At 61.1% G+C, this 19,633-nt stretch carries 26 protein-coding genes and 1 tRNA gene; 13 read left to right on the top strand and 14 right to left on the bottom strand.

Going from position 1 to position 19,633, the window contains the following annotated elements; translation table 11 throughout:
• Positions 1-400: 400 nt before the first annotated feature.
• The 10 genes from AB433_RS03920 to AB433_RS03875 all read left to right on the top strand — a co-directional run bounded on the left by AB433_RS03920 (position 401) and on the right by AB433_RS03875 (position 8,049).
• Entirely contained in the window at positions 401-1,645 is a 1,245-nt protein-coding gene (locus AB433_RS03920) for a tyrosine-type recombinase/integrase (protein ID WP_047820010.1), read from the top strand.
• On the top strand, positions 1,645-2,175 hold the full coding sequence (locus AB433_RS03915) for a hypothetical protein (RefSeq protein WP_047820009.1): 531 nt from the start codon (positions 1,645-1,647) through the stop codon (positions 2,173-2,175). The genes AB433_RS03920 and AB433_RS03915 overlap by 1 nt, the downstream gene beginning before the upstream one ends.
• A gap of 81 nt (positions 2,176-2,256) precedes the next feature.
• Positions 2,257-2,472 carry a hypothetical protein gene (locus tag AB433_RS03910; protein ID WP_047820008.1) on the top strand — a complete coding sequence of 72 codons (216 nt, stop codon included), beginning with the start codon at positions 2,257-2,259 and terminating at the stop codon, positions 2,470-2,472.
• Between the two features lie 169 nt (positions 2,473-2,641).
• Positions 2,642-3,286 (top strand): hypothetical protein, encoded by a 645-nt coding sequence (locus AB433_RS03905; RefSeq protein WP_047820007.1) that lies wholly within the window; start codon positions 2,642-2,644, stop codon positions 3,284-3,286.
• Position 3,287: 1 nt separating this feature from the next.
• Positions 3,288-4,169 carry a hypothetical protein gene (locus AB433_RS03900; protein ID WP_047820006.1) on the top strand — a complete coding sequence of 294 codons (882 nt, stop codon included), beginning with the start codon at positions 3,288-3,290 and terminating at the stop codon, positions 4,167-4,169.
• 3 nt (positions 4,170-4,172) lie between these two features.
• Positions 4,173-4,958, top strand: a complete 786-nt coding sequence (locus AB433_RS19310; protein ID WP_053058968.1) for a helix-turn-helix domain-containing protein — start codon at positions 4,173-4,175, stop codon at positions 4,956-4,958.
• 231 nt (positions 4,959-5,189) lie between these two features.
• On the top strand, positions 5,190-5,588 hold the full coding sequence (locus AB433_RS03890; RefSeq protein WP_053059258.1) for a hypothetical protein: 399 nt from the start codon (positions 5,190-5,192) through the stop codon (positions 5,586-5,588).
• Positions 5,585-7,045 (top strand): hypothetical protein, encoded by a 1,461-nt coding sequence (locus AB433_RS03885; RefSeq protein WP_047820005.1) that lies wholly within the window; start codon positions 5,585-5,587, stop codon positions 7,043-7,045. Before AB433_RS03890 ends, AB433_RS03885 begins: the two co-directional genes overlap by 4 nt.
• Positions 7,042-7,371, top strand: a complete 330-nt coding sequence (locus AB433_RS03880) for a hypothetical protein (RefSeq protein ID WP_047820004.1) — start codon at positions 7,042-7,044, stop codon at positions 7,369-7,371. The genes AB433_RS03885 and AB433_RS03880 overlap by 4 nt, the downstream gene beginning before the upstream one ends.
• A gap of 3 nt (positions 7,372-7,374) precedes the next feature.
• Positions 7,375-8,049, top strand: a complete 675-nt coding sequence (locus tag AB433_RS03875) for a hypothetical protein (RefSeq protein WP_047820003.1) — start codon at positions 7,375-7,377, stop codon at positions 8,047-8,049.
• Positions 8,050-8,144: 95 nt separating this feature from the next.
• On the opposite strand, the gene AB433_RS03870 is transcribed toward AB433_RS03875, so the two are convergent.
• The 7 genes from AB433_RS03870 to AB433_RS03840 all read right to left on the bottom strand — a co-directional run bounded on the left by AB433_RS03870 (position 8,145) and on the right by AB433_RS03840 (position 11,952).
• Positions 8,145-8,327 (bottom strand): hypothetical protein, encoded by a 183-nt coding sequence (locus AB433_RS03870; protein ID WP_047820002.1) that lies wholly within the window; start codon positions 8,325-8,327, stop codon positions 8,145-8,147.
• 7 nt (positions 8,328-8,334) lie between these two features.
• A complete protein-coding gene (locus AB433_RS03865) occupies positions 8,335-9,216 on the bottom strand; it encodes an SDH family Clp fold serine proteinase (protein ID WP_218916916.1) in 882 nt (293 codons plus the stop codon).
• 124 nt (positions 9,217-9,340) lie between these two features.
• Entirely contained in the window at positions 9,341-9,622 is a 282-nt protein-coding gene (locus tag AB433_RS03860) for a hypothetical protein (protein ID WP_047820000.1), read from the bottom strand.
• Between the two features lie 98 nt (positions 9,623-9,720).
• Positions 9,721-9,796: transfer RNA gene (locus AB433_RS03855), tRNA-Lys, on the bottom strand.
• 54 nt (positions 9,797-9,850) lie between these two features.
• The gene (folK, locus tag AB433_RS03850) at positions 9,851-10,342 is read right to left on the bottom strand and encodes a 2-amino-4-hydroxy-6-hydroxymethyldihydropteridine diphosphokinase (protein ID WP_047819999.1); all 492 of its coding nucleotides are present in this window, start codon (positions 10,340-10,342) and stop codon (positions 9,851-9,853) included.
• Positions 10,335-11,189, bottom strand: coding sequence for an N-carbamoylputrescine amidase (gene aguB, locus AB433_RS03845; RefSeq protein WP_047819998.1), 855 nt, complete (start codon positions 11,187-11,189; stop codon positions 10,335-10,337). The genes folK and aguB overlap by 8 nt, the downstream gene beginning before the upstream one ends.
• A 10-nt stretch (positions 11,190-11,199) precedes the next feature.
• Positions 11,200-11,952 (bottom strand): SIMPL domain-containing protein, encoded by a 753-nt coding sequence (locus AB433_RS03840; RefSeq protein WP_047819997.1) that lies wholly within the window; start codon positions 11,950-11,952, stop codon positions 11,200-11,202.
• A 153-nt stretch (positions 11,953-12,105) separates the two neighbouring features.
• Here AB433_RS03840 and msrA point away from each other — a divergent pair, with 153 nt between their 5' ends.
• Complete coding sequence (gene msrA, locus AB433_RS03835; RefSeq protein WP_047819996.1) at positions 12,106-12,636, top strand: peptide-methionine (S)-S-oxide reductase MsrA; 531 nt, start codon at positions 12,106-12,108, stop codon at positions 12,634-12,636.
• A gap of 3 nt (positions 12,637-12,639) precedes the next feature.
• Here msrA and AB433_RS03830 read toward each other — a convergent pair whose 3' ends face one another.
• Positions 12,640-13,869, bottom strand: a complete 1,230-nt coding sequence (locus AB433_RS03830; RefSeq protein WP_047819995.1) for an RsmB/NOP family class I SAM-dependent RNA methyltransferase — start codon at positions 13,867-13,869, stop codon at positions 12,640-12,642.
• A gap of 82 nt (positions 13,870-13,951) precedes the next feature.
• Here AB433_RS03830 and AB433_RS19850 point away from each other — a divergent pair, with 82 nt between their 5' ends.
• Complete coding sequence (locus tag AB433_RS19850; RefSeq protein ID WP_082135018.1) at positions 13,952-14,128, top strand: DUF1674 domain-containing protein; 177 nt, start codon at positions 13,952-13,954, stop codon at positions 14,126-14,128.
• Positions 14,129-14,150: 22 nt separating this feature from the next.
• Here the strand turns inward: AB433_RS19850 and AB433_RS03820 are convergent, their stop codons facing one another.
• The 4 genes from AB433_RS03820 to dksA all read right to left on the bottom strand — a co-directional run bounded on the left by AB433_RS03820 (position 14,151) and on the right by dksA (position 17,113).
• A complete protein-coding gene (locus AB433_RS03820; RefSeq protein ID WP_047823254.1) occupies positions 14,151-14,546 on the bottom strand; it encodes a DUF4112 domain-containing protein in 396 nt (131 codons plus the stop codon).
• Positions 14,547-14,614: 68 nt separating this feature from the next.
• Positions 14,615-16,015 carry an ABC transporter substrate-binding protein gene (locus tag AB433_RS03815; protein WP_156170662.1) on the bottom strand — a complete coding sequence of 467 codons (1,401 nt, stop codon included), beginning with the start codon at positions 16,013-16,015 and terminating at the stop codon, positions 14,615-14,617.
• 96 nt (positions 16,016-16,111) lie between these two features.
• Entirely contained in the window at positions 16,112-16,468 is a 357-nt protein-coding gene (locus AB433_RS03810; protein WP_053058967.1) for a PilZ domain-containing protein, read from the bottom strand.
• Positions 16,469-16,654: 186 nt separating this feature from the next.
• Positions 16,655-17,113, bottom strand: a complete 459-nt coding sequence (gene dksA, locus AB433_RS03805) for an RNA polymerase-binding protein DksA (RefSeq protein WP_047819992.1) — start codon at positions 17,111-17,113, stop codon at positions 16,655-16,657.
• Between the two features lie 284 nt (positions 17,114-17,397).
• On the opposite strand from dksA, the gene AB433_RS03800 reads away from it, so the two are divergent.
• Positions 17,398-17,748 (top strand): SEL1-like repeat protein, encoded by a 351-nt coding sequence (locus AB433_RS03800; protein WP_047819991.1) that lies wholly within the window; start codon positions 17,398-17,400, stop codon positions 17,746-17,748.
• A gap of 4 nt (positions 17,749-17,752) precedes the next feature.
• Here the strand turns inward: AB433_RS03800 and AB433_RS03795 are convergent, their stop codons facing one another.
• Positions 17,753-18,895, bottom strand: coding sequence for a GNAT family N-acetyltransferase (locus AB433_RS03795; protein ID WP_047819990.1), 1,143 nt, complete (start codon positions 18,893-18,895; stop codon positions 17,753-17,755).
• Positions 18,892-19,632 carry a glycerophosphodiester phosphodiesterase family protein gene (locus AB433_RS03790; protein ID WP_245626575.1) on the bottom strand — a complete coding sequence of 247 codons (741 nt, stop codon included), beginning with the start codon at positions 19,630-19,632 and terminating at the stop codon, positions 18,892-18,894. The genes AB433_RS03795 and AB433_RS03790 overlap by 4 nt, the downstream gene beginning before the upstream one ends.
• Between the last annotated feature and the right edge of the window lies 1 nt (position 19,633).

Genomic DNA, 19,633 nt, shown 5'->3' with positions numbered 1-19,633 from the left:
CAGTGGGTCGCTTTTTTGGCCGCAGAGAATCTGTGCCAGAATCTCGCTCAAATGGGAGGTCAGTGCGTCTCTGTTTTGCCGATGCAACGATTACACGAGTGCAAAGCCGCGGAAACTCGGGGAGAATCCCGGCGCCGCGACAGACGATGGCAGACTGCCGGAAAACTGGAGACTGCGTGGTGAGCCCTGCTGGGTTCGAACCAGCGACCTACTGATTAAAAGTTCCTTTTTTGCTCATCTGCTAACCCATTGATTTTGATTCATAACCGCCCGTGTCCGCAGATAAGTGACGGATTTAAGCGGTTTATTGCTTGACTTATCAGGACGCCGGTGGACATTATGCGCGCATTAGGTGCCGTTATCTGGACGGACACAATGCGGACACGAGAGCGAACTGACAATGGCCCAGCGGCTAACTGATACGATAGTCAAAGCCCTACCCCTCCCTGCGAAGGGCAATCGGATCACCTACGATACGGAGGTGCGCGGGTTTGGAGTTCGGACGACGGCGGCGGGTGCGCGTTCATTCGTGCTGAACTACCGGACTCGTTCAGGCCGCGAGCGCCGCATTACGATTGGGGGCTTTCCTGACTGGAAAACAACAGTTGCCCGCGAAGAAGCCAAAGAGCTTAAGCGGCGCATCGACGTTGGCGACGATCCAATGGCTGAGGTCGATGCAGAACGCGCGGCCAAGACCGTCGCCGATCTGTGCAAGCGGTTTGAGGATGAACACCTTCCGAAAAAGCGCCCAGCCACCAAGCGCGATTACGAGGCGCTAATTGCTCGCCATATCCTGCCCGCGCTCAAGCACGTGAAAGTCTCCGAAGTGACCTTCGCCGATGTGGATGCCCTGCACCGCAAGATTACCAAGTCGGGCGCGACCTATGTGGCAAACCGGACTGTTTCGGTGCTGTCGAAGATGTTTTCTCTTTCGATCAAATGGGGCTGGCGCACCGATAATCCCGCAAAGGGCATCGAGCGGAACAGTGAGGAAAAGCGGCACCGCTATCTTTCCCCTGCTGAATTGGCTTCGTTGACCAAGGCGCTGGCCGAACACGACGATCAGGACGCGGCCAACATCGTTCGGTTGTTGCTCCTGACCGGCGCGCGCAAGGGTGAGGTTCTGGCCGCGCGCTGGGAACAGTTCGACCTTGATGCTGGCGTCTGGACGAAGCCCGGCAGCACCACGAAGCAGAAAACCTTGCACCGCGTCCCCCTGTCGGCCCCTGCCCGCCAGCTTCTGGACGATATGCGCAAAGCCGCAGCGAAGGATGCGGAATACCTGTTTCCCGGTCGCGACGAAGGCCACAGGCAGGAAATAAAGCGACCGTGGCACAATCTGTGTGTTGCATCTGGAATCGTGACGATCACGACCGAAACGGACGCCAAGGGCAAGGAAAAGACCATCGTGACGCCATCGGCGCGCATCCACGACCTGCGCCACACTTACGCCAGCGTTCTGGCTTCGAGCGGCATGTCTTTGCCGATCATCGGCGCGTTGCTGGGCCATAGCCAACCCGCCACTACGGCCCGTTATTCGCACCTGATGGATGATCCGCTGCGGCAAGCAACCGAGCGCGTCGGTGCGATTGTTATGCCATCCAACGAAGTTGCGGAAGTCGTGCAAATGAAGGCAGCGAAGTAGTGAAATACTCCGACATCGAGTTGCCGGACTCTTTCGATCCTGATGCAGCCATCGCCTTAGGTGATGCAAAGCTCGGAGAAACGGAGCATTTGGCCCGCCATATTGAAGCTGGTGGCGTTATAGATGATGCCATTCGTATATTTCTGGCGGCACACCTTCGCGGCGAAATCAAGCGAAGGCCGGGAAACCAACGAACAGCGTCACAGATCCGCCGCGAAGTTAATATCGCGCACGAAGTCTACACCGTGGCGAAGCATTTCGGGGTTTCGCGATATAGAGCGGCTGAGGCGTATCTGTTCCTGAATCCGGAAATCAATGAAGAAACGCTCAAATCATACTTGAAGCGCCATAAGGACATGGCCGTTCGCAAAAGCGATCAAGAAATAGCAGAGTTTGCGCGCCTATTCGACGAGGTGCAAAAACGAGCAGGTTGGTCAGAAAGTCAAATTTCTGAGCAGAAGCGACTCTATTCAGAAAACTCAAACGCCATGCTGGATCGATACGAAAAGGCTTTTCGAGAGATGGGGTGAGCAAACCGCTCAAAGCGCACCTTAAAACACTGTCAGCTTTCTGACCAATGTTGGCCGACCTTCAAACGAAAGGCGGCAACGATGACAATCGATATACCGAACGACGAACTCATTCTGGATGCTGAATTGGCGTCCCGCTGGGGCGTCACCACGCGCACTCTCGCGCGCTATTCAAATCAGCCAAACGGATTGCCCTACTGGATGGTGGGCGGGCGCAAATATCGCGCCGTTCGCGCATCCGCAGAGTGGCTCGCCAGCCGTGAACGCAAACCCAATGCGCGGAGGGCTGTCCGGTGATCCAAACGCAAAACCCCCGCGCCGAGCAGGGCGCGAGGGCTGGAATGTCCATTGCGGCGGACACCCTCAGCCTTAGCCCACATCGCCAGAAAATCCAAGCAAATGCCACCATGGCAAACCGCCTAACATGGCTGATGCGCCTCGCCCCCTATTTCGAGGAGGCACGGCTATGAACCTCCCTCAACTGTCAAACAGGGCCATCGCTCTTGCTCGGGATGATCTTGAAGCGATTCTGCAGGGCCTCACCGCGATGCAGGAAGTCAGCGGGCGTGCTGCCGCCATAATTCTGGAACGGCTCAACGAGGCCGACGGCGATCCCGACACTGAAGACGATGACCCTGCCGAAAGCGACGGCACCGACCAGGACTTGGCTTGGCTGGAATGGCAGAATATGCACCCGTCCACCCGGTCGGGACCGAACCGCACCGCCGGGCACGAAGACGCCGAAGACGATGACCCCGACACAGGCGTCGAGGATAACCCGCTGGGGATCGATCCTGAAGAGGATTGCTGCCCTGCTGGCGATGACCGGATAATGAGCGGCGCTGTCGTTCGCGGCGGCGGGTTCTATGTCGAGACCGGCGCTGGCGATGAAATCGACGCAGAGCGCGAGCAGATGCAGGACGATGTGCCGATGCTCGCAACTTATTCGCTCGACTACAATCTGTTCAGCGACGAGCGCCAATTTCTCGGCATCGGTAACCTGACGGCCAGCTTCCGCACAAACGGCGGAGAGGTGTTGTCGGCGGATACCGGCAAAACGCTGGTAACGAAAGCGACCGACGATCTGCGCAAGCCCGGCGATCCTGCCTGACATGGCTTATCAGGCGGGCCAGATAAAGCGCCGTCGTCGGACGCGCGCGCAGGTCGATCAACTTGATAGCCAGATCATGGACGTTCTGCGGGCTGACCACCCGCAGTCCGTTCGCCACGTCTTCTACCGGATGACCAATCCGCGCTTGCCGGAACCGGTCGAGAAGACCGACAACGGCTATAACCAAGTTCAACACCGGGTTGCAGAACTTCGGCGCTCCGGTTCGCTGCCTTATGGCTGGATCAGCGATTCCACCTGTCGCGGCTATCACGTCGCAACCTATGACGATGAGGCACAATTCCTGCGCGCGGTATCGCGGCAGTACCGTGCCGATGTTTGGCGCGATGCTGATGTCTATTGCGAAGTCTGGTGCGAAAGCCGGTCCATCGCCGGTGTTATTCAGGATGACTGCGAACGCCTTGCGGTGAGCCTGTACCCGGCGGGCGGTTTCACATCGATGACGCTGGCCTATCAGTCCGCAGAGTACATCCGCGCCTACTCTGCCGGGCGACCGGCGGTGATATTCTATATCGGCGATTACGATCCGGCAGGCGTTCTGATCGATCAGGACATTCACCAAAAGCTGATCGAGCATTTGGAAGAGGATGTGCGGATAGATTTTCGCCGCATCGCCATCACGCCCGAACAGATCCACGATTACGACTTGCCGACAAAGCCCAGAAAGGCGGGTGACAAGCGCGCTCGCTACATCGAACACACTGTCGAGGCGGAGGCGATGCCTGCACACGCACTGCGCAAATTGCTGGCTGACCACATTGAAAGCCTGTTGCCAGTCGATGCCGTCAAGACCGCATTGATCGAGGAACAGTCCGCCCGCGACTATTTCGACGTGCTGGCCGGTCTGCGCGAGCGGGAGGGCTGATAGATGGGGCGGGATCGCTCGACCTATATCGACAAGCGGAAACATGTCCGATCGTTCAAGAAACAGATCGATACCGAGGCTTGGCGCGCGCTCAGCGGCTCAGCGGTAAAAGTCATGCTGGCGATGGGCCTGTTCGAAAATGGCGACAACAACGGCGAATGGTTTTTCAGCGACCGAACCGGCGCAGAGATGACGGGGCTATCGCGAAATACTGTTCGCCGCGCCATTGCCGAGCTGATCGAGACAGGTTTCCTCTATTGCAGTGAACGGGGCGGCTTCAGCCGCAAAACACCCCACGCGGCCAAGTACGGGTTCACATGGCTTGCAGGACCAACGGGGCCGAACCGGGCACCGTCGCACGCCTATGAAAAATGGAAACACGAAAATTCGCGGGACCAGTTTCTGACACAACCGGGCTCAATTTCTGACATTGGATTGGAAACACTGCCTCTTACTGGCTCAGAAACTAAGCCAGATGAAATGGAAAAACCTGTCAATTCCGCCAATTCGTATTTCTCAGATATTGAGCCACAAACAGTTAGCCAGGGGGAAGGGTCTGATGGTTTGGAAACAGAGCAACGGAAACAAGCCAATCCTGATACGCGGGCCGAATTGGACGCTTTGCGAACATCCACGCTGAATCACCTGAAACGCAATGAGGTGGGCGAGCAATCGCGGCTTGCTGATGGGCTGGGCATACCGCAAGGCACCCTGTCCAAGTTCATCAACGGCGGCAATCTGCCAAGCAAATACCGTGAATTGCTATCCGACGCGGTGATGGTGTTTTGATGTAGCTATGATCGGGCTGGGAAACGGGCAGACAAATTCAACAGCTTGGCACGTTTTTTGCTTGGCCAATGGGAAATTATGATCCGGCTGCCTAGCCGACGCTCGCCCAGACACATCATGCCACTGTTTCCTTATCAGTGGCCATATCGTGACATATTCCTTGAAATAGCTTGATTTTTATATCTCTATGTGCGTTCGTGTCCGCATAAGGTCCGCACGTTGGAGGCAATCTTGCCCGCTGATACCGCCGCGATAGACGTTCCCAAGCCACAGGCCCGCACCCGCGTAGGCAACGGCTCGACTGTCCTTGCTGGCGTCGATGGCCGGTCAGCCACGTTCCGGCGCTATCGCGAGGTTCTGGCCAGCCTCGTCACCGACATGGGCGGCGACCCTTCGGAGGCACAATCGCAGCTTGCCCGCCGTGCTGCCTCGCTGGTGTGCTGGTGTGAGGAACAGGACGCAGCCGCAGCCAATGGCGAAGAGTTCGACGTTAAGGCCTATACCACTGCCAGCAACACGCTGCGCCGCTTGCTGGGCGATCTGGGCCTAGAACGCACCGCCCGCAACATCACCCCTACGATTGTCGAGTATGCCGCCCACAAGGCCGCTGAGAAGGCGGGGGCGGCATGATTACCTTCGCGGAGGCCTGCACCGATCCCAACCTATTCGGCCCTTGGTTTGAGGCGGATAGCTGGGCCGCGTGGCGCGTGGTGGACAAGGCATTGTTCGGCGAACCGCTCGACGCAGACGAACTGGCCACCTTCACCGAGTTGACCGGCAGGACCGAGGCACCGACCGAACCGGCAGAGGAAGCGTGGTTTGTCTGTGGGCGCAGGTCCGGCAAGGACGTGAAGGCCGCAGCCCTTGGCGCGTTCCTTGCCACGTTCGGTGCGGAACAGCTTGGGTTTCTCTCCCGTCTGGTGAGGGGCGAGCGGGGCGTTGTGCAAATCCTTGCCGTTGACCGCGATCAGGCCCGCGTCTGCCTAGGCTATCTCCGCGCATACTTTGAGCAGCCTATCCTTGCCCAGATGGTGGCCAAGTCGATGGCGGACGGGCTGGAACTGACCAACGGGCTGGGCATCGAGATAACCACCAACGATCAGCGCCGGGTGCGCGGGCGGACTGTGGTTGCCGTAGTGTTTGACGAGGTGGCATTCTGGCGCAGCGAGGCTACCGTGAACCCGGACCTTGACGTTTACCGTGCGGTGAAACCTGCAATGGCAACGATCCCCGGCGCGATGCTTATCGGCATTTCGTCACCCTACGCGCGGCGCGGGTTGCTGTGGACGAAGTACCGCAAGCACTACGGCAAACCGGGCAAGGTGCTGATCGTACAAGCTCCTACGTGGCGCATGAATCCGACCATCAAGCGCGATGGCGATTTCCTGACCGAAGCGTTCAACGATGATCCGGCATCGGCGGCGGCAGAGTTCGGCGCGCAATTCCGTGTCGATGTTGAGGCCTTCGTGACGCGCGAGGTTGTGGAAGCCTGCCTGTCACCGGGCGTCTATGAGCGCGCGCCCGTCAACAATACGCGCTACGTGGCCTTCGTGGACCCCAGCGGGGGCAGTCAGGACAGCATGACGCTTGCGATTGCCCATGAGGAAGGGGGCGACGACCGCGTTGCTGTTCTGGACGCTGTACGGGAGCGCAAGCCGCCTTTCAGCCCTGAGGCGGTTGTGGGCGAGTTCTGCGACCTGCTGAAACAGTACGGCATCCGAAAGGTGACGGGCGACCGCTACGGCGGCGAATGGCCGCGCGAACAATTCCGCAAGCACGGCATCGAATACGATTGCAGCGAGGCGGTGCGCAGCGATCTCTATCGCGACCTGTTGCCCGCCCTGAACAGCCAGCGGTGCGACCTGCTGGATCACGACAAGTTAGCCAATCAGATTGTCGGCCTAGAGCGCCGCGTGGCCCGTGGTGGCCGCGAAAGCATCGACCATGCGCCCGGTGGGCATGACGACCTTGCCAATTCCGTCGCCGGGGCGGTGTGGCTCATTCTCCAAGCAAAGAAAACAGTCGGACCTTGGATTGCGACCCGGCGCAGCAATCGTCCCGCTCAAGAAAGGTTCTACATCCAATGAAAACTGCACTGACCAATATCAATCCGATCCGCCGTTTCACCGCTTCGCAGGCTGGAAATCCTGTCACGCGCGACGAGTTCGACGAGTTGTCCGAAAAGGTCGATGGCATCCTGTCCGAAATGGACGCGGTGTTCTCGCCCGACAATCTGAAGGCAGCAATCGGCGAGGCGATCAAGCCGCTTATGGAGGAACTGGACGCCAAGGCTGCGCCAGTGCCCGCGACGAACCGGCGCAATGTGCCTGGAGCATTTCAGCTTCCGAAGTCGGAACAGCCTACATCGAGCAAGGTTGCACCCGGCTTTACGCTCCCCAAGGCGGAGGGCTGACCGATGCTGGCAACAAAGGAAAAGCCCGACGTGATCGACCGGACGATGACGCTCGATCCCGCCAAGCTTTGGCCCGAACCTGCGGATTGCCCTGATTGGCCGGTTCTGAACGCTGCGCAGATTCAGCACGGGCAGTTCATCACCGGTCGGACATCGGCGGAACAGCGTCTCAACGCGCTTGGCGTGAAGCTGAATGGCGGGAACTTCCGCAACCTACGCGCACCGACGCCCGACGAACGCGAGGTGATGCAGGCTGAGACGTTCAAGGATGGAACGCCGGATAATCCGCGTTGGCACGCTCTGGGCCTTGGCGATCTGAAACCTGCCCACCCAAGTCACCGGAACCTCGCCGAACTGATGGTCGAGGCGGCGCATATTCGCGGTTATCTGCGCAAGCTGGACGTGCAGGAAACAAAGGCGGTTGCCGATCGCGCGCGCCGGGAACGCGAACAGGATCAGGCCCGCGTCGATAGCTACGCCAAACAGGTCGAGCGCGACACGGCGGAACTGGCCGAACTGGCGGAGGCGGTGAAGCGCCACGAACAGCGCCTTGCGGACGAACGCGCATTCCGCCGCGCATCGGATCTGAAACACGCGCTGATTGCAGGCCATTCAAACGCGGTACAGGCCGCAAACCGGCTGGGCATCGAAGCGCCCGCACGGCCCGAACTGGATTAGGTGGGGTGGAGGTCTCCATTCCCCGTGGCACCCCGCCTGCCGGGAGGGCGTGTTTCCATCGCTCTCCCGGTTCCATCCTCTAATGGAGCGACTGATTAACCCCTTGTAGAGTGAGCAATACGCTCCATCAGTGGGATCGAAAATTCCTGTTTGCGGATAACAACCCCAGCACGGCCCATACGATCGCTAAAGGCGCGATTGCTTTCTAGCTGCTCAGCAAATTCGCCCTTCGCACTCTTGGTTTTAAGCGCTTTTTTCACCGCCTTTTCGATGCTCATGATAGCCTCACTGAAGGTGACGATTGAAGATGGTGAAGGTGTTACCGTGTCGTTCCATATATCCCGTTAACGTGTCTGCATAGCGCCGAATCTGATTGTGGAGTTTGCTATCTTGGCTGAAATCTTCAATTTCCAAGCGCATCTCTCCGCGCAATGTTCCCATACCAATCATGCGCCCATGAGAATGCCAGCGATTGTTATCTGAGAGCTTGGTGGCAATCTCTTCAGCTCTAGCAGACCGCTCGTCCGAGGTAACTGGCGTTCCGGGATTGGTCGTACGATGTTCGGTCCAGTTTTTGAACTTGTATTCAGCCAACCACTTTTTCAGCAAATTCACTGAAAGCTCTTTCGCTTGTTCATAAAAGCGCAGCATGGCCAGATCGAGGCTCTGCAACATTTGAAACTCAGCTGGTGATATTGTGCCAAGGGTACTCTTTTGTATCAACTCTTCAACTTTGTCGAGATAACCGAGAGCAGGAACCAGTACCCGATTATCACGATCCGGAACTTGTGGATCGATCGGGCCGAGAGCTGAGGCATAGTCCATGTAGATTTTATCTGCGGCCATGCAGAAAATTGTTCCTGCCGACATGGCGGTGTTGGGGACAAGGGCATAGAAGTTGTCATAGTGGTGACGGATCACTTCCACCATTCGTTCGACGGCCTCAGCCTGCCCGCCCGGCGTTGTCAAACAGAGACCTAGCGTATTTCGCTTTTCATCGCGCTCAGCCAAGCGCTCGACAGAATCGCGAAAAAAGGTGAAATTGCTAGTACGAAGCTCTCCGTAATAATACAGGAGGTCGCAATCTAGGCTCGCTTCGACCTCGGCTTCTGCAATGCCCACCGTATCAAAGATTACGCGATCCAACAGTGGCATAGTGGATGCCATGAATTCCCCCAACAGAACCAATCAGGTTTCGACTGATGCAAGCGAACTCTCTATCGCACAAGAAAATTCACTATGACGCGCCATCCTGTGATGCTGAGCGATAGATACGGCTCCACCAAATTTTCTATTTTTCGTAGTGTGCCCGCACTTTATCTGTGACGAATAGCCATTGCCGCAGCACATTCGTCATCTGTCTATGCGCACCGGCGACCATCGCATCGATCGTTCCGTCGCTGGTTGGCTTAGTTTCGATCCGGTAGGTACCGATCACCCTACCGTCACCATCTACGAACTCGAATCTGTGCGAAGCACCGCTCTCACCGGGAATGGCGTCAAACCCGGCATAGCGAACGGTGGAGTTGGTAAAACCATCGCTCGGGACCAAGTGATCGGGAACTTCGGCCACTACAAACTCCAGATTACGGACACAGCACGGACACGAATTGACAAAGGTCGCGCCTTACAGTCAGAAAGTCATTTTTATTCTTATTTATCAGTTATCTATGGTGAGCCCTGCTGGGTTCGAACCAGCGACCTACTGATTAAAAGTCAGTTGCTCTACCGACTGAGCTAAGGGCCCGCAAAGCGCGTTACGCTTCGTGCGCCGCCCACCTAGGCAGGGGGATCGCGTGGGTCAAGCGGCTTGGTCACGAAGTCGGTGATCGAGTTGCAAAAGCGTCAGGTTCGATATCGGGTCGCGCCAGTTTGGCGCGACTTGCGCGGCGGGGCCGAGGACGAAGGTGCGGCGACGGAATTCGGGGTGAGGGATGGTGATGTGAGGGGTGCACCAGCTACCGCCCGACCACAGCACGATGTCGAGATCGAGCGTCCGGGCCGACCACGCGCTGCCCCGGCGTTTGCGACCGAACGATCGCTCGATCGATTGCAACGCTTCAAGCAGATCTTCGGGTTCGCAATCGGTGCGCAGGACCAAGGCTGCGTTCGCATATTCGCGCAGCGACGGCCCCAAGGGGCGAGAGCGGACGACACGGGACAGGGTCATGACTTCGGCCAATTCCGCAACCGCATCGACAGCTGCGCTCAAAACCCGCTCCGGCGCACCATGTCGAACGTGCCGGACGTTGCTGCCCAGCGCGATTAGGTAATCATGCGCCGCGTCAGACATCCTCCGCCAGGCGCCCGTACAATTGCGGACGACGGTCTCGGAAAAAGCCCATCCCTGCGCGGTGCGTCTTGGCGCGGGCGAGGTCGAGCGTCGTCACCAGCACCCCGCTTTCATCCCGGCCATAGGCGGCGACCAGATCGCCCCACTCGTCGGTGATGAAACTGTGGCCATAGAAGGTCTGGTGCTCGCCCTCTTTCCCGATGCGGTTGGCAGCGATTACCGGCATGCAGTTCGATACCGAATGCCCGATCATCGCGCGCCGCCACATGCGGCTGGTGTCGAGATCGGCGTCGTAGGGCTCCGAGCCGATAGCCGTTGGGTAGAACAGCAATTCCGCCCCCATCAATGCCATCGCGCGGGCGCATTCCGGGTACCACTGGTCCCAGCAGATGCCGACGCCGACGCGCGTTCCGAACACATCCCACACCTTGAAACCGGTGTTGCCGGGACGGAAATAGTACTTTTCCTCGTACCCCGGTCCGTCGGGAATATGGCTCTTGCGATAGGTGCCCATGATCTCGCCAGCGGCGTCTATCATGGCCAGCGTGTTGTAATAATGGTGCCCATCACGCTCGAAAAAACTGGTCGGAACCGCCACGCCCAACTTTTTCGCCAGCGCCTGCATCGCGATCACGCTGGGGTGTTCCGCCGTCGGGCGGGCCAGCGAAAACAGCGCCTCGTCCTCCTCGCGGCAGAAATAGGGGCCGGAGAAGAGCTCGGGCGGCAGAATGACCTGCGCGCCCTCACCTGCCGCCTGTTCGACAAGCGCTGATATGCGGTCGATGTTCTCTTGCTCGTCGGCAGAGCCCAGTGCGCATTGCAGCGCCGCAACGGTGATCTTGGTCATGTCCTCCCGACTATTTCGGGACGAGCGCGAAGTCCACCTGAACCGTTACGGCGCTGGTCGTCTGGCCCGGCATGATTGCTGATGCATCGGCCATGCTTTCGGGGCGCGTGCTCGTCCGGTACGCGGGGGAAACCGGCGGAGGCGGCGGAGCGACAGGCACGGCCCCCTGGAAATAGCGCCCGCCCTGCGATCCGCCCGCATCGCGGATATAGAGCACGCGGCTGATCTCCATTCCCGCTGCCTCGGCGTAAGCTTCCGCTCGTGTCCGCGCGGCCTTGTAGGCTTCGGCATAGGCGGCATTGGCCTGCCCCTCCGGGTCCGACATGCGCAGGTCCGGCCCGCTCATCACGTTGGCGCCCACTTCGGTCACGGCGGTCACCGCCTCACCCGCCTTGGCCATATCGCGCACCGTTACGGTGACGGTGTTGTTCGCGCCGTACTGGCCCTTCCTGTCGCCCCAGTCGATCCTGCGCACGCCGACGCTACGGGTCTGGATGTCGTCTTCGGGGATGCCCAGTTCCTTCAAGGCGGCGACCACCTTGGCGATGCCCTCGGCGTTGTTGGCGCTGGCGGTCTTGGCATTGCTGCCCCAGGTTTCGACACCGGCCATGAACACCGCCTCGTCGGGGCGGGCATCGGCTTCTCCGCTGGCGCTGACGCTCAACAGCGTTTCTTCGTGCGTCACGCCGCGCGCGCTTTCGTCGCTGTTGGCACAGGCGGCAAGAAGCGGCAAGGCGCCTACCAAAATCGCAAGTTTCTTCATCGTATAGCAACCCTCTCCAGGCAAATGGCCTCTCCAACCAACTGGAAAGGGTGGGATACCAACCGCTTGCTGAACCGTTGACGACCGAAACGATGACAAGTGGGCGGGGCGTTCCTATCTGATCAGTCCCGCGATCGAAGGAGTTACGCGCGCATGCAACAGGCTATCGTGGCCGGCGGCTGTTTCTGGTGCACCGAGGCTGTGTACCGCGACGTTCTGGGCGTCAACAATGTTGAGAGCGGCTATATCGGCGGCCAGACTGAGAACCCGACCTACAGAGAGGTTTGTTCAGGCGCGAGCGGCCATGCAGAGGCGGTCCGGGTAACGTTCAACCCGGACATCGTGCGCTATGGCGACATCCTCGATATCTTTTTTGCGACGCACGATCCGACGCAGCTGAACCGGCAGGGCAACGATGTCGGTACGCAGTACCGGTCGGCGATATTTCCGCTGGACGATGCGCAAAAGGCAGAAGCGGAGGCCGCGATTGCCCGCGCGCAGGACACGCACGATACGCCGGTGGTGACAACCATCGAGGGGCCCGCGACCTGGTATACCGCAGAGGATTACCATCAGGACTATTGGGTCAACGATGGCAAGCGGAATCCCTATTGCGTCGCGACGATCCCGCCCAAACTGCAAAAACTACGTAAGAGTTTTGCCGACAGGGTGCGGCCCGAATAGCGCTCAGGCGCGGAAGCGGGCGACGAAGAAGCCGTCCAGTCCGCCGATTTCCGGCAACATGCCCGGATCGGTTCGCAGCCAGCCGTTCGCATCTGGTTGCAGACCGCAAGGCAGTTCGTCTGCCGTAATCGGATGAGGGGTTAGCATGGCCTGTTCCGCCTGCCCTGCCCCTTCGGCCTCCTCCAACGAGCAGACCGCGTAGACCAGCCGCCCGTCGGGGCCGAGCCAGCCGGAGGCGCGGTCGAGCAGGCTCTGCTGCATCCCCGCCATCTCCGCCACATGGTTGTCGGTAATGCGGTGAAGGACATCAGGATGGCGGCGACACGTGCCCGTCGCGGTGCACGGCGCATCGAGCAGCACGGCATCGAACTGCGCTTCAGGGTGCCATTGAAAGGCGTCGATCTGGATGATTTCCGCCGTCAGGCCGGTGCGGGCCAGATTGCGCTTCAAACGCTCCAGCCGCCGGGCCGAGATGTCGAGCGCCGTCACCTGCCACCCTGCTGCGGCGAGTTGCAGCGTCTTGCCACCCGGTGCGGCGCAGAGGTCCAGCACCCGCCGTCCCTCGCCCCGCCCCAGCAGAGTCGCAGGGATTGACGCGGCGAGGTCCTGAATCCACCACGCACCGTCGGTATATCCGGGCAGGCCCTCTACCGCCCGCCCACGCGACAGGCGCAGGATGCCGGGTGCGATGATCGTGGCTTCGAGCCGATCCGCCCACAGGTCGGTTTCCGCCGGATCGCGCAGCGTCAGGTCCAGCGGCGGCGGTTCGGCCAAACCGCTGGCGATCTTCGCCGCCCGCTCCACGCCCCATCGCGCCACGACCGTTTCGGGCAGGGTCGGGAAATCCGGCAGGCTGACCCCGCGCTTCATCAGCGTCGAGAACACCCCATGCGCCAGCCGCCTTGGCCCACCGGCCAGCAAGGGAAGTCCGGTCGCGATCACCGCGTGTGGCGCCGTTTCCAGCCTTAACGCCTGCACCAGCATCATGCGCAACACCGTGCGTACCTTGGCGTCGTCGGGCAAAATCTGACGCGTCGCGCTATCGATCAGCGCATCGCAGTCGACCAGCCAGCGCAGCGCTTCTCCCGCGATCGCGCGGGCCAGCGCGGCGTCCGGCCCGGGCAGGCCCTTGCCCGCCCCGGCGGCACCGTCCAGCGTCTCGCCCCGGCGCAGGACGGCATCGAGCATGCGCAGCGCAGCGCGGCGGGCGGGGAATCCGGCGGGTTCGGCCATGGTCGGCGCGCTATGGTCCGATTGGCGCGATCAGGCAATGGCCCCGTTGCATCGCGCGGGCCAATCGCCCATCTTGCAGGGCATGACCGACCCGATCAAACGCGCCACGCAGCGCCCCGCGGAATTCCAGAAGCCCGCGCACTGGAACAACGATCCCGCGCCCAAGCCCGGTCCGGGTTCGCGGCACGAGGATGAAGAGCGCCCAGACCCGACGCGTTTTGGCGACTGGGAAAAGAACGGCATCGCGATCGATTTCTGATCGCGCAAAGTCCTTGGGCGCCTCAGCCCTCGATCACCTGTGACGCGGGGTGATGCTTGTCGAGGTGCTTGCGGATGATCTTCAGGTTCCTGGTGTTCGATCGGAACAGCAAGTCGAAGGCGTCGCCCACCAAAGGCACCGCACCTATCGCGGTATCGAACGCAACGTTCGCGCCCATGTGCCACAGCTTCCACTTCGGCAGGCCAAGGTTGCGCGCTTCCCACACGATATAGGCGCCCATCGCTGCCGTCACGAAATCACCAACGACCGGCACGAGGCCGATTACCGAGTCCAGCCCAAAGCGAAAGTTCGTGCCCGGCACGACCATCGCACGTTCGAGCATGGCCTCCATTGCTTCTATCCGCTGACGGATCGAAGCGGGGTCGGTGCCTAGCGGCAGCTGGTCGCGCAAATCCATGCGGCGGGCGCGACCGGATTGCCGGGTGTCGGCACGGGGCGGGCTATCGTCGAAGTCGTTCACCAGCCCTAGTTGGTGTCGACGAACAGCTGCGACAAGGGATGGAAGCCCCAGCGATTGATCGCAAAGCCCGCAACCCCGCCGCGCACCAGCGAAAACCGGATCGGCGGCCCGAACGAGATAAACCCGTTCTGCGCCGTCAGCATCGCCTCCGCCTCTGCCAGCAGGGCATCGCGGCGCGGGGCCGCGGTTTCGCCCAGCGCTTCGTAAACCAGCGCGTCGGCATCGGCGCTGCAGACCGCGCGGATCACCGTGCAGTCCAGCCGGTGCAAGTACCATTCGGGCCGGTCGAGATAGGCGACCTCGTCCACCAGCCGCAGGTCCGCGTTTTCATCGGGTCCGACGCGCTTTGCAGCCAGTCCGATCCTACCAAGGTCTGCCGAAAGCCTTCGAAACAGGATGTTGCCGCCCGTGCCAGTGGGCAGCGCAATGGTCAGCGGGGCGACCGCGCCATTGCTGGCCACCCAGCCCGCCACACGTTGCGCAGCAAAGCCCTGGCGCTGTTCGATGCTTAGATCGTCCCACCGTCCCGGCGGTTGCTGTGTGCCGGGCAGGCCCACGGGCACCAGCCGCGTTCGCGGGGTCCAGCCGCCGATCTTGAACGGTGCAATCAGGGCATCGCGGTCGATTGCCATCGCGAGCGCTTCGCGATTGCTCGCCTCGGCCAGAAAACCCTCGCTATCGGCGACAGCCAGCCCGAACAGGCCCGCCACCGGGTCCAGCCGGATCGTGCCGCGCAACAGGCCGAACTCGACATGCGGCAAGGCATCGATACCGCCGCCCAGCATCAACTCTGCCTCGCCCCGCTGAAACCGCTCTACCGCGTCTTTTGCCTTTGCCACGCGAATGTCGAGCGTGCCTGCCGTCCGATCTTCGAACACGGGTTCGGAGAGCGTCAGCAACGGCCCATCGGCGGTCAGGTCCAGCGCGTCGGTCTCACCCTCCGGCAATTTCAGCGAGAGTTCGGGAACGGCCATCAACTGCAAGAATTCAGGCATCGCCGTGCGCAACCGGATTTCAATCACCTGGCTGGTTCGCGCATAAATGCCGTCGATCACGTCCAGATCGCGCGCCAGCCCGGTGCCCTTCATGTCGCGGATCGCGGCAAGCAGCGCCTTGCGCACTTCGGGCGCGGTCGGCGGAGCGGCGTTCGTATCTATGGCATCGGGTTGGCGCTCAATACGGAAGATATAGCTAAGCCCGTCATCGGTCACGATCCAGCGCGCGGCCAGATCGGGGCGAATGCGTCCCTCCGCATCCAAGGCGACAAGGCCGCTGCCGGTGGCTTCGCGCACCAGTTTCGCCGCTTCGCCATAGGGCGGCTCTTCGCTCAGCGCCGCTTCTTCCGAGCCGACTAGGAGTACGTCGAATCGGCCGTCGCCGCCGCCACCGCAACTAGCGGTCAGCACAAGGGAAGTTAGCAGGGCAAATCGCGAAAGGCGTGGCATCGCGCAATCTCTATCAGGCGCGCGAACGAAGGTCAGCAGGTTTGCGTTTTTATCCGCTCAATCGCGGCGATGGTTTTCCAGATCGGCGCGGGGTTCGATGGGCGCATCCTCGTCCGCCAAGGGAAAGCGCACTTCCGATGCGTCGATTTCCTGATCGAAAGCGATGCCGCAACGGTTGCCCGCCGTCCATGCCACGGTTCCTGCAACCTCGCCGATATTGGGAAGGTCGATCCAGACCGTACCGCCGCGCGTGAGCCGCATCGGCCCTTCGGCCATGATGCCCGCGTCGGACACATTGCGCAGCTTCACCGAATAGGGCGCGCCGTCGCGCTCTACGCGCAAGTCGGCGACGAGAAACAGCGAATCGCGTTCGTGCCTGCGGTTGTCCTGTTCCCGCATGGGCCGTTTCGACATGGGTCGTCCCCTGATCACCGGCGCGGGGTGCAAGTGTTGCACGCCCGTTAACCTCGATGCGCAATGATTAACGCCGCAAGGATAACGAAAGGTAAAGAGCGTGCACCGGATATCAGCGCCGAGTTGTGCGCTGTTCCCGATTGGGACAAAAATGTGGCAGCGATTCCGGCCAAAGCCGAAGCGCGACTAGTCGTCGCGCGAAATCTTCTCGCGCCGTTCGTGCGCTTCCTGCGCCTCTACCGTCATCGTAGCGATCGGACGGGCGATCAGGCGGCCGATGCCAATCGGCTCGCCCGTCACTTCGCAGTAACCGTACTCGCCCTCATCAATGCGGCGAATGGCCGATTCGATCTTGGCGATCAGCTTGCGCTGACGATCGCGGGTGCGCAATTCGATCCCCCAGTCGGTCTCGCTCGACGCGCGGTCGTTCAGATCGGGCTCGCGGATCGGGCCGTCCTGCAACTGCTGCAGGGTTCCGGCGGCGGCATTCAGGATCGAATGCTTCCATTCCACCAGTAGTTCGCGAAAGAATTCCAGCTGACGCGGACCCATGTAGGGTTCATCACTGCTGGGCATGTAATCGCCGACCACGTTATTGCGCGCGGTGGCCAGAATATCGATTTCGTTTGCAGCCACTACGCTCATTACGACTCACTCCGACCCCATTGAAGGCCGGCGGAAGGCAACCGACCCATCCATCCCATTGGCGCGCGATATACGGGCGTGCCGATTCGCAAACAAGGGCATTTTCAGCAGTGTCGATAGTCACCCACAGATTAAAACCAGCCGAACGACACTGTCAGAATCTAAAGGGTGCAAATGGACTGAAAAAACAGCCGAAATTGCCGTTAACCAATTGTTGACCATGATGGCCGACCTTGTGCCTGCCCCGCTGGGGATTTTCGGGGCGACAACAGGGGACGATAGATATGGGTTACATTGACCATCTCCATCTCGTCGAATGCGGGCCCGCCATCGATCCGGCGGTGCTGCTTTCAACCGAAACGCTCGTCTGCAATTGCCTGAAGGCCGATCGCAAGGGCGACGACAATGCGCTGTTCGAACTGGGCTGCGCCTTTTCCACCGGCAGCCGAGGGGCGCTCTGCGATCTTGTCGAAGCGCACAAGTGGTTCAACATCGCCGCATCGCGCGGCCATGAAGAGGCTCAGGCCTGCCGCGCCGAAGTGGCCGAGGAAATGACCGCCCGCGAAATCGTGGAGGCACAGCGCCGCGCCCGGGCATTCCTGGCAGAGTTCGCCGCCAACCGCCGCGTCGCCTGACGCGTCAACCTTTCCGGAACGGGGTCATCGCCTGAAGCATGGCCCGATCCGCGCCGATGCCTTGCCGCTCCCGATCAAGGAAGTCGGCCACCGCACGGCGGAACCCTTCGTGCGGGATATAGTGGGCAGAGGTCGTCTGGACCGGCTCATAACCCCGCGCCAACTTGTGCCCGCCTTGCGCGCCCGCCTCTACGCGCGACAGGCCGCTTTCGATGGCGGCGTCGATGGCGCGGTAATAGCAAAGCTCGAAATGCAGGAACGGCACGTCGACCAGCGCGCCCCAGTACCGGCCATAGAGCGCGTCCGGGCCGATGAAGTTCAGCGCCCCGGCGACCGGTCGGTCATCCTCGAACGCCAGCACCAGCAATACCTCGTCCGCCATGCGCGCACCGATTAGCTCGAAGGCTTCGCGCGTCAGATAGGGCGTGCCCCACTTTCGCGCACCAGTATCCTGATAGAACAGCCAGAACGCATCCCAATGCTCGGCGCGGATCGCATCGCCGGTCAGGCTCTCGATCCGCAGGCCTTCCACCGCCTTCGCCCGCTCCTTGCGGATCGCCTTGCGCTTGCGCGACGATAGCGAGGCGAGAAACGCATCGAAATCGGCGTAGTCGCGGTTGTGCCAGTGGAACTGGATGTCGTGGCGGATCATCCAACCCGCCCTTTCGAACAGCGGCACCTGTTCGGGCGCGATGAAGGTGGCGTGGGCGGAGGAAAGACCCTGTTGCTCGCACAACGCCTCAGCCCCGCGCAGCATGGCGAGGGCGAATTCTTCGCTCGCCGCCAGAACGCGCGGACCGGTGGCGGGCGTGAACGGCGCCGAGATTTGCAGCTTCGGGTAATAGCTGCCGCCGGCCTGTTCCCACGCCTGCGCCCATGAATGGTCGAAAACGTATTCACCCTGACTATGCCACTTCAAATACGATGGCATCGCCGCCAGCAATTCGCCGTCCGCATCGGTCAGCGTCAGAGGAGCAGGTCGCCAGCCGGTGCCGGCGCCGACGCTTTGCGAATCTTCCAGTAGGGTCAGGAAGCGGTGAGAAACGAAGGGATTACCGGTCGGATCCAGCGCACCCCAAGCATTTGCATCCAGCGCCCCTACCGAAGGGCCGACAGAGATCGTCGCGGCATTGTCATCGTCGTTCACGCCAGCCCTGCTCCCTCGGCAATGGCAGCATCGGCGTGGAGGCGGGCGCGGGCCATCAGGGCACGGCTGCGCACCGTCCAGGTCAGCAGCGGCAGACCCCGCTCGCGATAGCGCGCCAGTGCGGGATCGGGCAGGTCGCGGATGTCGCAAGCAAGGAACGTCGGTCGCGCATGGGCAACGGAAACCGCCCGCTCGACCGCAAAGGCCAGCCGCGTCTTCTCGCCGCGCCCGGTCACCAATCCGCGTGGACGGCCAGAGAGGTGATAGGAAAACCAGCGCACGATGCGTGGGTCGAAGCTCATCACCGCCGCCGCGCCGTTATAGCCGGACAGCGCCCGCGCTACAGACCGGGCGAGCGGTTTCCACGCCATGCCGCGCTTCGACTTTACCTCGACCAACAGCGGGACGCGCCCGCCAATCTGCGCCAGAAGGTCGGACAGGCGCGGGATCGTCCCGCCGCTATGCAGCGCCACGCCCGCCAGTTCCTTCGCCGACCGGTCGCGAAGCGATCCGCTCTCCGAGGTCAGCCGGTCCAGCGTCCAGTCGTGGAATACCATCGCCTCGCCATCGCGGCTGGCCTGGACATCGCATTCTATCCCCAGCCCGGCCCGGATCGCCCCGTCGAAAGCCGCCGGGGAATTTTCGGTCACATCGTCATGGTGCAGCCCGCGATGGGCATAAGTCCACTCGCCCAGCCAGTCCTGACGGACAGTCGGATGCGCGATGCGACCGATCACG

It is taken from the genome of Croceicoccus naphthovorans, assembly GCF_001028705.1.
In the GTDB taxonomy this organism is placed as follows: Bacteria; Pseudomonadota; Alphaproteobacteria; order Sphingomonadales; family Sphingomonadaceae; genus Croceicoccus; species Croceicoccus naphthovorans.
The sequence above is the reverse complement of the archived record's forward strand: the minus strand, read 5'-3'. Positions and strand labels throughout refer to the sequence as shown.